Source organism: Mycolicibacter algericus DSM 45454, from assembly GCF_002086455.1.
Taxonomy (GTDB): domain Bacteria; phylum Actinomycetota; class Actinomycetes; order Mycobacteriales; family Mycobacteriaceae; genus Mycobacterium; species Mycobacterium algericum.
This window is the reverse complement of record NZ_MVHC01000017.1, coordinates 55069-67536: the sequence shown is the minus strand read 5'-3', so window position 1 is coordinate 67536 and position 12468 is coordinate 55069. Positions and strand designations below refer to the sequence as shown.

The following is a 12468-nucleotide window of genomic DNA, read 5'->3' as shown; positions in this document are numbered from 1 at the left end:
AGGTGGCGAAGTTTAGGTGACCAGGGCGACGGAGTTGGCCCGGCGCAGCTTGCCCGACGGTGTCTTGGGGATACTGCCCGGCCCCAGCACCACCACGTTGCGGGGCCGCATGTCGACCTCGGTGACGACTTCATGGGCCACCTGGTGCTCGATCCGGCGCACCTCGGCGGGATCCTGCCAGGCGTTGGACTCCACCGCGACGGCGAAAGTCTCGCGAGAATGCCCGGCATCCAGGCGTACCGCCACCGCGCAGCCCGGCCGCACACCTTCGACGCGGCCCGCGGCCCGCTCGATGTCGGTCGGGTAGATATTGCGACCGGCCATGATGATGACGTCCTTGACCCGGCCGCACACCACGACGTGGCCGTCCTCCATCTGGTAGCCCAGGTCGCCGGTGTCATACCAACCGTGCTCGTCCTGCGCCGGCAGGAAGCCCGCCATCGTCAGATATCCCGGCGTGACCGGCTCACCGCGCAGCTGGATCACCCCGACCCCGCGCGGCGGCAACGAATTGCCGTGCTCGTCGACGATCCGGATCTCGATCCCCTCCAGCAGCGGCCCCAGCGAGGCCAGCCGCCGGGTGTTGCCCCGGGTCGCCGGCACCGCGCGGCGCAGCGCGGCCAGCAGATCGGCGTCGATCTCGTCGACCACCAGGCCCGCGCCGCACTTGGAGAACGACACCGCCAGCACCGTCTCCGCCATGCCGTAGGCCGGCAGAATCGCCTCCGGCTTCAGGCCGAACGGCCTGCCGGCGTCGATCAGATCCTCGACGTCGGCCGGCTCGACCGGCTCGGCGCCCGACAGCGCGAACCGCAGCGTGGACAGATCAAACTGTCCCGGCGTGGCCTGCTTGCGCAGCCGCTTGGCGAACAGCGCGTAGGCGAAGTTCGGGGCCGCGGTCATCGTGCCCTTGTACTTGTCGATCAGCTTGGCCCACAGCAGCGTGTCCCGCAGGAAGTCCATCGGGGTGATCTTGACCAGCTCGGCGCCGAAGTACATCGGCACCGTCAGGAAGCCGATCATGCCCATGTCGTGGAAGCACGGCAGCCAGCTGACCATGACGTCCTTGTCGACGTCGTACTCGGCGCTGATGAACATCGCCTCGGCGTTGGAGTAGATGTTGCGGTGGGTGATCTGCACTGCCTTCGGAGACCCAGTCGATCCCGACGTCAGTTGCATCAGCGCCAGATCGTCCTCACCGGCTTCCACCGGGTCGATCGGGTCGGCGGCCAGCAGATCCTCGACGGTCAGGACCTTCAGGCCCTTCTCCTGCAGCACCGGCATCGCGGCCAGGAACGGGTCGGAGATGATGACGGCCTTGGCGTCGATCATGTCGACGACGGTCATGGTGTCTTCGGCCCACACCGCCAGGTCGGTGCGCGGCGTGGGCTGATGCAGCATAGTCAGGCTTGCGGCGCGTATCCAGACGCCCTGCGCGGTGGGGGCGATCTCGACTGGGGCGCCGGCCAACACACCGACCGCGTCTCCGGGGCCGACACCGGCGGCGGCCAGCCCGCCGGCGATGCGGCGGGCGCGTTCGTGCACCTCACCCCAGGTGTGCCGGACCGGTTCGTGCGGTTCCCCGGTGACCATGCCCTTAGTGGACTCGCGTGCACTGCGGAACATGTTGTCGGTAAACCTGCTCACGACGGCCTCCTAGCCGGCACCGGTGCTTTCCCCACGGGCTGAGATTTCATGTTCCACCTGCTGGAGACCACTTCGTAAGAGGCGCGCGCGCACAAATAGGTGGCGTTTGCGTCTCGATACCGTAATGCGCGGCCCACCAGATCGACGTGCGTCTGGTCGACGGGGATGTCCTGGCCACAACTAGTCACCGCGCTGTATCTTAAACTCCTCTTAATCGAGGGGCAAATCTTGGCGCGGGATTGGGGCCGTCGTCACACTCCGGTGACCGATGAGGGCACCACCCGGGCACCGTAGACCGGCCCACTGGCCACCCGCACCGCGCGGCCGGCGCCGACCGCCGCCAACTCGACGGCGACATCGGCCGCCGAAGGCGCCGAGGCGCACAGGAACGCGCACGTCGGTCCGGACCCGGTCACGATGCCCGACAGCGCCCCCGCTTCCACGCCGGCCCGCAATGTTCTTCGCAACGCGGGATTGAGGTTGACCGCGGCCGTCTGCAGGTCATTGCCGAGCAGCCCTGCCAACCGCTGCGGATCGCCGGCGGCCAGCGCGGCCAGCACCGGCTCGGACTCGCCCACCTCCGGAAGGGCGCGCCCACTGTCGCGCAGCCGGTCCAGTTCGGCGAAGACCGCCGGTGTCGACAACCCGCGGTCGGCGAAGACCAGCACCCAGTGGAACGTCTCACGGGTGAGCACCGTCGCCAGTTCTTCCCCGCGTCCGGTGCCCAACGCGGTACCGCCGTGCAGCGCGAACGGCACGTCACTGCCGAGTCGGGCGGCCATGGCGTGCAGGTCGCGTCGCGGCACGCCCAACTCCCAGAGCACATTCATCCCGACCAGCACGGCCGCCGCGTCGGCGCTGCCGCCCGCCATCCCGCCGGCCACCGGAATGGACTTGTCGATGGTGATCGCCACGTCAGGGGCCCGGCCGACGTGCTCGGCCATCAGTTCAGCGGCTTGCCACGCGAGATTGCGTTCGTCGGTGGGCAACACGTCGGCGCCCTCGCCGGCGATCCGCAACGACAGCAGATCGGCGTCGCGCACGGTCACCTCGTCGACCAGCGAAACCGCGTGAAAAACCGTCGTGAGCTCGTGGTAACCATCGTCGCGGCGGTCACCGACCGCCAGGTGGAGGTTGAGCTTGCCCGGCGCGCGCACCGTGACCGAACCGGTCGGGGACCACTCGGTGGCGGCACTACCGTCGGATGCGGTCACGCCGATGAGACTAGCGGGTCCATCCGGTGCGCGGTCTAGCTGAACAGGTCGGCGAAGTCGGCCTGAATGGAGCTGAAGGCCCCCAGCATGACCTCCAACTCGAACCCGGCCGCCATGGTGACCAGACCGGTGGTGGCCGCCAGCGGCAAGCCGATCGCGTTCAGCAGGTCACCGGATGCCAGTTCCTGGGCGAAGATCGTCGCGGTGTAGGCCGGCAAGGTGGTCACCAGGGCGTTGAGGATGTCCGCGGTGGGCAGCAACGTGGCGTACAGCGTCGCCGAAGCGCTGGTCAGCGTGTTGACGATGTCGGTCAGGCTCGGCATGACGAAGTCGGCGCTGCCGAGTACGTCGCCGCCGAACAGGTCCGCCGCGCTACTGGACGACATGTTCTGCAGGGCGTCGACGAAGTCGGTCCACCCCTGCTGAGCGCCGTTCACCAGGGCGGTGAACACGTCCTGCATGTTGACGTCGGGGAACAGGCCGAACGGGGTGGACACGTCCGCCGGCCCCTGCGACCAGCCGTGTTCGATGTCGCCGTAGCCGAGGTTGACCAGCACCCGCAGGCTCGGCTGCAGCAGGTCGGCGATCGCATTGCCGAATCCGCTGCCCCGCAACGGCTCCAGCAGCGGCAGGTTCTCGGTGGGAATCATGAAGTATTGGGTGTTGCCGGTGTAGCCGTCGCTGACCGGCAGCTCGATCGCCGACGCCAACTGCTCGTCGGTCAGCGTCGGGTAGGTGCCGTGCACGAACATGATGCCCATGAACGCATTGATGTCCGCCAACAGGTTCAAGGGGTACTTGGGGAAGTCGGCGAAGCCGTCGTACTCCTGGGTGTAGAACGCGGTTTCCCACGGCGTGTCGGCCGGGGTGCCGCCGCTGAACGTGACGCCCAGGCTGGGCAGCGTCAGCTCCGGCAGATTCGGATTGATGCTCGTCAGGTCGAAGCGGGACAGCAGGCCGCCGTCGGGGGTGCTGGGGCTGCCCAGCATCACGAAGGACAGCTGGTCGGCGTCGGGCCGCTGGTCCTCGGGCAGGGCCAGCAGGTTCTTGATCTCCAGCGCGTTGATGACACCGCTCTGCGAGTAGCCCAGTACGACAAGGTTATTGCCGGCGGCAGTCTCCTCCATGATCTTCTGGTCCAGGATCGAGACACCCTGGGCCAGCGAGGTGTCCAGCGGCAGCGACTTCACGCCGGTCAGCGGATACAGGCCCTCCGGGGTGAACAGCGCGTTGGTGACGTCCACCGGGAACAGCGGCTGACCGTCGAATTTGGGCGTCGCCGGGTCCAGGAACCGGTCGGTGAGCGCGGCCAGGTACTGCGGCGGCGGGACCGGCAGCCCGCTGCCGCCCATGATCCAGGACTGGGTGTCGAGCAAGGTCGCCTGGGCCACCACGGTTTTGGCTGTCGAGGCCAGCCCGGGCGCCACCGCCGGCGAGACACCCAATGCGGCGATGGTGGCGACGGCCAGCGGAACCGCACCCAACGAACGCAGCCTGCGACTGTCCATAGTTGCCATGACGACCTCCCGGACGAAGTTGGGATGATTATCACCCTGCGCCAGCAAAATGTCATTGATTTTTTGCTATGCGATCATGGTTTTCTTAGCTTTTCGGGAGGTGCCCGGCTTCAGCGTCCGAAGCGGGCCCCGGCCCCATAACCTGGGCCCATGGGCGAAGCCGGCATCGACTTCGGCGGCTACGTGATCGACCACGAAGTCGGGCGCGGGGGGCACGCCACCGTCTACCGAGCCCACGACTCTCGCCTCCGGGCCGACCAGGCCCCGCCGGTGGCGCTGAAAGTTCTCGACGAAACGCATCGCACGCCCGCCGAGCAGGCGCGGTTGAACCGCGAGTTCGAGTTCGCGCGCGTCCTCGACCACCCCCATATCGTCACCGTCTATCGGCACGGGCCGTGCTGGCTGGCGATGCAGTTCGTCGACGGCGGCAATTCGACGCGGCTGCAAGCATTGCCGGATCAACTGAGCGCGCTGGCCCAGATCGCCGACGCGCTCGACCACGCCCATCACAGCGGCATCGTGCACAGCGACGTCAAACCGGCCAACATCCTGATCCCTGCCGACTTCCCCCACGCCGGGGCGGTGCTGACCGACTTCGGCTCGGCCCACGCCGTCGTCGAGGACGTGTGGAACCGGCCCCGGAAAGCCGGCAACGCCGAGGTCTCGCTGCCGTACACCGCGCCCGAGATTCTCTGTGGCAAAGCCCCGTCAGCCGCCACCGACGAATACGCGCTGGCGTGCACCGCAGTCGAGTTGCTCACCGGGGCACCGCCGTTCCCCGCGTCGAGCGCCGCAGAACTGGTGGACGCGCACCTGCGGCGACTGCCACCGCCCGTCTCGGCGACGTTGGGTCCCGTGTTGCGGGCGGTCGACGTGGTGGTGGAACGAGCGATGGCGAAGTTCCCGGCGCGCCGCTACGAGTCCTGCACCGAGTTCGTCGACGAGCTGTCCCGGGCACTGGCCGAACCGTCGGGTCGCGAAACCTGATGCAGGCGCACGAAGTCGGCGATCGCCAAGGTCTCGCCGCGCCGCCCCGGGTCGATACCGGCCGCTTCCAGCAGCGCGGCCGACTGTGCACCCGATCCCGCCCATTCCGCGAAGGCGTTGCGGGACGTCTTGCGGCGCTGGGCGAATGCGATATCGATCAGCGTGAAGACCGCGCGGCGAAATGTGTCGTCGACCGGCCAGGGCGCGGTGTCATACCGATCGATGCGCACCAGTCCGGAGTTCACCCGCGGCACCGGCCAGAACACGCTCGGCGGCACCGTGCCGCAACGGCGCACCTCACCGAAGAACCGGGCCTTGGCGCTGGGCACCCCGTAGTCCTTGCCGCCCGGCTCGGCTGCCAGCCGCTCGGCCACCTCCAGCTGCACCATCACCATCACGGTGCGAATAGCGGCGAATTCGGCCAGCAGGTGCAGCAACGCCGGGACCGCGACGTTGTAGGGCAGGTTCGCCACCACCGCCGTCGGCGCGACGGCTACCTCCTCGCGGTGCAGCGTCAACACGTCCCGGCTCAGCACCGTCAAGCGGTCCGCGTCCGCGGGTGCATACTCGGCGACGGTCGCCGGCAGCCGGTCAGCCAGTACCGGATCCTTCTCGACGGCGACGACAGTCGGCCCGTGCCCGAGTAGGGCCAAGGTCAGCGAGCCGAGTCCCGGCCCGACTTCCAGGACATGGTCGTCAGCGGTGATTCCGGCACCGGCGACGATCCGGCGCACCGTGTTGGCGTCATGAACGAAGTTCTGCCCCAGTGATTTCCGGGGCCGCAGGTCGAGTTCGGCCGCCAGGGCTCTGATGTCGCCGGCCCCGAGTAGTCCGATGGTCAGCGTCTCCCGCTGCACACCGGCCAGGCGCCCCAGCCCTGCCGGGCCTGGGTGACCTCTGCGATCGCGATCTGCTCCTCGCGGGTGGCCAGGTCGGCGCGCGGGGCGTACTTCAACCCGCCGTTGGCGATCCAGGTGCCATAGTCGAACTGCACACCGCCGTAGAAACCGTTACCGGTATTGATCGCCCAGTTATTGTGCGATTCGCAGGCCGCGATGCGGTCCCACGCCGCGCCGTACACCGACGGCGGCACCTCGGTGCCCGGTTTGGCGCCGACGCGCAGCACCGAGTCGCGGGCCGGGTCCACCACGGCGTTGGACACCGGCAGCCGACCGGTCTCGGCGCCGTTGACCGTGGCCACCGAGTAGGTCACATCCTGGGTGCCGGGGGTGCCGGGATCCTCGACGACCTGCCGGCTGATGTTCATCGCCGGGTCCTCGACGCGACGCGCGGTCGGGGGCAGCGGCACTCGCTCGGTGACGTGGGTGACCCGGATCCGGGTCACCTGGATCTCCATGCCCTCGGTGATCGGGGTCGAGGCCGGCGGGCTGACCTTGTCGGCCTGTTCCAGCGGGGTGCCGTCGGAGGCCAGCAATTCGGCGACGTTCCGCGCGGCCAGCCGCACCGTGCGCACCACACCGCCATCGTCGATCCGGACGTTCTTGGCGCTCAGCACCGGCAGCGCCATGCCGGCCAGCGGCACCCGGCTGCCCCGAGACGCGGCGGCCGGAGCCGTGTCCGTCATCGACAGTTGCGCCAGCGCCTCGTCGACGGACAGGGCCGTCGTCCACACCTGCGTGGACTCGCGGCCGTCCAGCGACAGCTGCAACGGCCGGCTGCGCCGCACCACGATCGTGTCGGCGTCGTGCACCCGGGCGTCCCGGGCGGGAGTCACGTCGTCGCGTTCGCCGAGATCGAATCCGTTCTCGGCGACGACGTCGATCACCCGCGACCGCATGGTGGTCACGGTGACCGGAGTTCCATCGACATCCAGCGTCACGGTCTTGGCACTGGCGACCGCGAAACCACCAGCAAAGGTCAGCACCAGCAAGAGCGCGCCGACCAGCATCCGCAGCATCGGCGACGGCGCCTGATGCAGCCTGGTCACAGTGTTCAAGCGAAAAACCTCACGACGGTGAAGACATGGCAAAGGGGCCCTTGCGGTGCCCCGTGTTTATAACGAGACGGTAACGAACTCCCCGGCGTTCGGGCAACCGAATGTGACCTGCTCGACGTTTCACCGCAGGCCGTACACCCGACGGGCATTGTGGCTCGTGACCTGCGCCAGCTCAGCTGCCGACTCCCCCAGCAGCTCGGCCAGCGCCCTGACAGTGTAGGGCAGGCAGTAGGGCTCGTTGGGCGCGCCGCGGTAGGGGTGCGGGGTCAGAAACGGCGCATCGGTTTCCACCAGCAGCTGCTCGCGCGGGATCAATGGTACGGCTTCTCGCAGGTCACGGGCATTTTTGAAGCTGACCGTGCCGGACAGGCTGAGCGTCCAGCCGGCCTCGACGCAGGTGTGAGCCATCTCCGGACCGGACGAGAAGCAGTGGAAGATCACCGTCTCGGGGGCGCCCTCGGCGCGCAGCACGTCCAGCACGGCCGCATCGGCGTCGCGGTTGTGGATCATCAGCGGTTTCCCGGTGCGTTTGGCCAGGTCGATGTGCCAGGCGAAGGCTTCCTTTTGCGTCGCTGGTTCGGCGCAGCCCGCCAGCCGGCCCGGCCAGTACAGGTCCAAGCCGGTCTCGCCGATCGCCACCACCCGCGGGTGGGCGGCCAGCGCCTCGATCTCGGCGCGCGCGCCGTCGGTGAGGCTGTCGGTACGGGTGGGGTGCAGGGCGACGGCGGCGTACACCCGGTCGTCGGCGTCGGCGGCCCGAGTCACCCAGCGGGCCGAGTCCAGGTCGTCGGCGACGGTCACCACCGCCTGCACGCCGACCGCGCTGGCCCGGTCCAGGATCGCAGGCACGTCGTCGACGCCGCACGCATCGAGATGGGTGTGCGCGTCGACCAGCGGAGTCAGCGGCTCCGGCGCAGGCGGCGCCGGGCGTTCGGCTGATCGTTTAGAGCTCACCCGCACACCTTAGGGTGAAGCTTGATGAGACAGATTGAGCCCTTCTACGTCACCACCGCGATCACCTATCCCAATGGTGACCCGCACATCGGTCACGCCTACGAGTACATCGCCACCGACGCGATCGCCCGGTTCCACCGGCTCGACGGGTTCGACGTGCGGTATCTGACCGGCACCGACGAGCACGGGCTGAAGATGGCCGAGACCGCCGCCGCCGAAGGGATCCCGACCGCGGAGCTGGCGCGGCGCAACTCCGATGTGTTCGAGCGCCTGCAGGAACGGCTCAACATCTCCTTCGACCGGTTCATCCGGACCACCGACGCCGACCATCTGACGGCGTCCAAGGCGATCTGGCAGCGCATGGTCGACGCCGGTGATATCTACCTGGACACCTACTCCGGCTGGTACTCGGTACGCGACGAGCGGTTCTTCACCGAGGCCGAGACCCGGCTCACCGACGGCGGCTCGCGGGTGGCGGCCGAGACCGGGGCGCCGGTGACCTGGACCGAGGAGCAGACCTACTTCTTCCGGCTGTCGGCCTACACCGACAAGCTGCTGGCGCACTACGAGGCCAACCCCGGCTTCATCGCCCCGGAGGTGCGCCGCAACGAGGTGGTCAGCTTCGTCTCCGGCGGGCTACGCGACCTGTCGATCTCGCGCACCTCGTTCGACTGGGGCGTGCCGGTGCCCGGCCACCCCGACCACGTGATGTACGTCTGGGTGGACGCCCTGACCAACTACCTGACCGGGGTCGGCTATCCCGACACCGACTCCGAGTCGTTCCGCCGGTACTGGCCGGCCGATCTGCACATGATCGGCAAGGACATCATCCGATTCCACACCGTGTACTGGCCCGCGTTTCTGATGTCGGCCGGAATCGAGCTGCCGCGCAAGGTTTTCGCACACGGCTTCCTGCTCAACAGCGGCGAGAAGATGAGCAAGTCGGTGGGCAACGTTATCGACCCGGTCGAGTTCGTCGAGAAGTTCGGGGTCGACCAGGTGCGGTATTTCCTGCTGCGGGAGATCCCCTTCGGTCAGGACGGCAGCATCTCCGAGGAGGCGTTGATCAGCCGCATCAACGCCGACCTGGCCAATGAGCTGGGCAACCTGGCGCAGCGGTCACTGTCGATGGTCGCCAAGAACCTGGCCGGGGTGGTCCCGGAACCGCTGGCGCCCACCGGCGACGACGAGGAGCTGCTGGCGCAGGCCGACGGATTATTGGAGAAGGTGCGGGTGGCGTTCGGCGCCCAGGCCATGCACCTGGGCCTGGAGGCGGTCTGGCTGATGCTGGGCGCGGCCAACCGGTATTTCTCCGCCCACGAACCGTGGAAGCTCGCCAAGAGCGAGTCCGCCGCCGATCAGGCCCGGTTCGGCACCGTCTTGTACACCACGCTGGAGGTGGTGCGGATCGCGGCGCTGCTGGCGCAGCCGGTGATGCCCGAATCGGCGGGCAAGCTGCTCGACCTGCTGGGCCAGGAGGAAGGGCAGCGGATGTTCACCGCTGTGGGCGAGCGGCTGGCGCCGGGGCTGACGCTGCCCGCGCCATCCGGGGTGTTCCCGCGCTACCAATCCTGAGCTGACCAGACGCCTACCGCGGGTCCAGTCGGACGACCACTTTCACCCGGCCCTGCTCGTCGCGCTCGGCGACGGCGTGCCCGGCCCGGTCCGCGCCGTCGAGCCGGATCTTCAACGGCCCGCCGTCGCCGGAAAAGTTGCGCCACCAGGCCTTCTTGTCGGGCAGCGTGACCCCGATAGCGACCTTGTCACCGCTGCGCCAGTAGGCCACCGGAAGACTGAAGGTCTGTCCGGACCGCCGCCCGACATAGCTGATCATGGTGAGCCGACGGCCCAGCCGCGAACCGAGCAGCGGCGCAGTGACCAGCGATGTCGTCACGGCATTGAACGCGCGGACGAACATCCGCGCCGGCCCACCGAAACCCATGGCCCCACCCTACGCACGAGGTGAAACAGCTCACAATGCGTCACATACCGGCGGGCCGGGGTGTCTTGAGGGCATCACCCACCTCCAGAGACAGGAGCAACTCATGACTCGCACTCGCGTTGTCGTCGTCGGCGGCGGTTATGCCGGCACCCTGGCCGCCAACCGGCTGCGTCAGCATCCCGGCGTCGACATCACCCTGGTCAACCCGCGTCCGGCGTTCGTCGAGCGAATCCGATTGCACCAGTATGTTGCCGGCACCGGGACGGCCACCATCGACTACCCCGACCTGCTCGGCGACGGCGTCCGGCTGGCGGTCGACGCCGTCACCCGGATCGACGCCGCTGACCGCCGGATCCGACTGGCCTCCGGCATCGCACTGCGCTACGACTACCTCATCTATGCGGTCGGCAGCACCGGTGCGATCACGCTCACCGTTCCGGGTGCCGCCGAATTCGCCTATTCCATCAGCGAATTGGAGCACGCGCAGCGGCTGCTTGCCCGGCTCGGCGAGGTAACGGCGGACGCGCCGGTGATCGTCGTCGGCGGCGGGCTGACCGGAATCGAGGCGGCTTCCGAGCTGGCCGGGCAAGGTCGCACGGTCACCCTGGTCTGCGGCGAGATGCTGGGACCGTCACTGCACGCCGCGGGGCGCCGTTCGGTGGCCAAGGCGCTGCGCAAACTCGGTGTCGAGGTCCGCGAAGCGGCCACGGTCGCCGAGGTGCGCCCCGATGCCGTGGTGCTGGCCGACGGCTCGACACTGCCCAGCCAGGTGACGGTCTGGACCGCGGGCTTCGGCGTCCCGGATCTGGCCAGGGCCAGTGGGCTGGCCACCGACGCGCTGGGCCGGCTGCTCACCGACGAGACCCTGACCAGCATCGACAACCCCTGGATCATGGCGGCCGGGGATGCGGTCGCGCCGTCGGGCCGGCCGCTGCGGATGAGCTGCCAGGCCGCCCTGCCGCTGGGCGCGCAGGCCGCCAACACGGTGCTGGCCCGGATCGCCGGCGACTCACCGATGGCACTGGACCAATCGTTCGCCGCCCAGTGCATCAGCGTGGGCCGGAACGCGGGGACTGTTCAGTTGTCGCGCCGCGATGACACCCCGACCAAGGCGTTCATCGGGGGTCGGCTCGGCGCGGTGGTCAAGGAGTCGATCTGCAAGTACACCGTGAAGTGGATTCGCGGCGAGGCGGCCAAGCCCGGCTCGTACCGTTGGTTCAAGGGCGGCCGGGCAGCCGGAATCGCGCAGCGGCAAGCGGACCGGGAGGCGACGGTGTGACAGGCGATCAAACCCAGCGGTTCAGCGAGCCTCGACGAAGGAGAGGCGAAGCTGGAACCGCTGCTCAAATCCAGCGGTTCACAGAGCTACGGCCGCTGCTGTTCACCATCGCCTACGAGATCCTGGGCTCGGCAACCGAATCCGACGATGTGCTGCAGGACAGCTACCTGCGCTGGGCCGAGGTCGACCTGGCCGAGGTACGCGACGTCAAGGCGTACCTGGCCAGCCTGGTCACCCGCCAGGCCCTCAACGCGCTGCGGACGAACGCCCGGCGCCGCGAGGACTATGTCGGACCGTGGCTGCCCGAGCCGCTGCTGCTCGACGAACACGACCCGGCTGCCGATGTCGTTCTGGCCGAATCGGTCTCGATGGCGATGCTGGTGGTGCTGGAGACGCTCAGCCCCGATGAGCGTGCGGTGTTCGTGCTGCGCGAGGTGTTCGGGTTCGACTACGACGAGATCGCGGCCGCGGTCGGCAAATCGGCGGCCGCGGCCCGTCAGGTCGCACATCGGGCCCGCGGCCACGTCCAGGCCCGCCGGCCGCGGTACGCCCCGGTGGACCCGGAGCAGAGTGCGCGAGTCACGGCGGAATTCATGACCGCGGCGGCGGGCGGGGACATCACGACCGTGCTGTCGATGCTGGCGCCCGATGTGGTGTGGACCGCCGACAGCGGCGGCAAGGCCAGTGCGGCGCGGCGGCCGATCGTCGGCGCCGACAAGGTGGCCCGGACCGTGATCGGCCTGCTGCGCCAGGGCGCGGAGCTACCCGACGCCCGGATGGAGATGGCGACCTGCAACTCCGCCCCGGCGGTGCTGCTCTACAGCGCGGGCCGGCTCGAAGGCGTGTTCACCGTCGAGATCATCGACGGCCTGATCACCAACTTCTACGCAATGCGCAATCCGGACAAACTGGCGGCGGTCGCGGCCGCCCGGGAGATCACCCGCGGCGCAGACGTCTGACAAGCTGGTGCG

The 12468-nt window shown here is 68.7% G+C and carries 11 protein-coding genes; 4 read left to right on the top strand and 7 right to left on the bottom strand.

Annotated features, from left to right (window positions below):
• Positions 1–12 precede the first annotated feature (12 nt).
• The 3 genes from BST10_RS15425 to BST10_RS15415 all read right to left on the bottom strand — a co-directional run bounded on the left by BST10_RS15425 (position 13) and on the right by BST10_RS15415 (position 4378).
• The gene (locus BST10_RS15425; RefSeq protein ID WP_013827912.1) at positions 13–1647 is read right to left on the bottom strand and encodes a fatty acyl-AMP ligase; all 1635 of its coding nucleotides are present in this window, start codon (positions 1645–1647) and stop codon (positions 13–15) included.
• Positions 1648–1898: 251 nt separating this feature from the next.
• On the bottom strand, positions 1899–2867 hold the full coding sequence (locus BST10_RS15420) for a 4-(cytidine 5'-diphospho)-2-C-methyl-D-erythritol kinase (RefSeq protein WP_109559535.1): 969 nt from the start codon (positions 2865–2867) through the stop codon (positions 1899–1901).
• Between the two features lie 29 nt (positions 2868–2896).
• Entirely contained in the window at positions 2897–4378 is a 1482-nt protein-coding gene (locus BST10_RS15415; protein WP_235673541.1) for a PE-PPE domain-containing protein, read from the bottom strand.
• Positions 4379–4528: 150 nt separating this feature from the next.
• Here BST10_RS15415 and BST10_RS15410 point away from each other — a divergent pair, with 150 nt between their 5' ends.
• Positions 4529–5365: a serine/threonine-protein kinase gene (locus BST10_RS15410; protein ID WP_083038771.1), complete on the top strand. Its 837-nt coding sequence runs from the start codon at positions 4529–4531 to the stop codon at positions 5363–5365.
• Here the strand turns inward: BST10_RS15410 and rsmA are convergent.
• The 3 genes from rsmA to BST10_RS15395 all read right to left on the bottom strand — a co-directional run bounded on the left by rsmA (position 5293) and on the right by BST10_RS15395 (position 8282).
• Positions 5293–6231 (bottom strand): 16S rRNA (adenine(1518)-N(6)/adenine(1519)-N(6))-dimethyltransferase RsmA, encoded by a 939-nt coding sequence (gene rsmA, locus BST10_RS15405; RefSeq protein WP_083038769.1) that lies wholly within the window; start codon positions 6229–6231, stop codon positions 5293–5295. The genes BST10_RS15410 and rsmA overlap by 73 nt on opposite strands.
• Positions 6204–7283: a resuscitation-promoting factor gene (locus BST10_RS15400; RefSeq protein WP_163762418.1), complete on the bottom strand. Its 1080-nt coding sequence runs from the start codon at positions 7281–7283 to the stop codon at positions 6204–6206. Before BST10_RS15400 ends, rsmA begins: the two co-directional genes overlap by 28 nt.
• A gap of 159 nt (positions 7284–7442) precedes the next feature.
• On the bottom strand, positions 7443–8282 hold the full coding sequence (locus tag BST10_RS15395; protein WP_205277365.1) for a TatD family hydrolase: 840 nt from the start codon (positions 8280–8282) through the stop codon (positions 7443–7445).
• A gap of 27 nt (positions 8283–8309) precedes the next feature.
• Between BST10_RS15395 and metG the strand changes: the two genes are divergently transcribed.
• Positions 8310–9851 carry a methionine--tRNA ligase gene (gene metG / locus BST10_RS15390; protein ID WP_083038810.1) on the top strand — a complete coding sequence of 514 codons (1542 nt, stop codon included), beginning with the start codon at positions 8310–8312 and terminating at the stop codon, positions 9849–9851.
• Between the two features lie 13 nt (positions 9852–9864).
• On the opposite strand, the gene BST10_RS15385 is transcribed toward metG, so the two are convergent.
• Positions 9865–10218 carry a hypothetical protein gene (locus BST10_RS15385; protein ID WP_083038765.1) on the bottom strand — a complete coding sequence of 118 codons (354 nt, stop codon included), beginning with the start codon at positions 10216–10218 and terminating at the stop codon, positions 9865–9867.
• Between the two features lie 103 nt (positions 10219–10321).
• Between BST10_RS15385 and BST10_RS15380 the strand changes: the two genes are divergently transcribed.
• Positions 10322–11497, top strand: coding sequence for an NAD(P)/FAD-dependent oxidoreductase (locus BST10_RS15380; RefSeq protein ID WP_083038763.1), 1176 nt, complete (start codon positions 10322–10324; stop codon positions 11495–11497).
• Positions 11498–11565: 68 nt separating this feature from the next.
• The gene (locus BST10_RS15375) at positions 11566–12456 is read left to right on the top strand and encodes an RNA polymerase sigma-70 factor (RefSeq protein WP_083038808.1); all 891 of its coding nucleotides are present in this window, start codon (positions 11566–11568) and stop codon (positions 12454–12456) included.
• Positions 12457–12468: the final 12 nt, after the last annotated feature.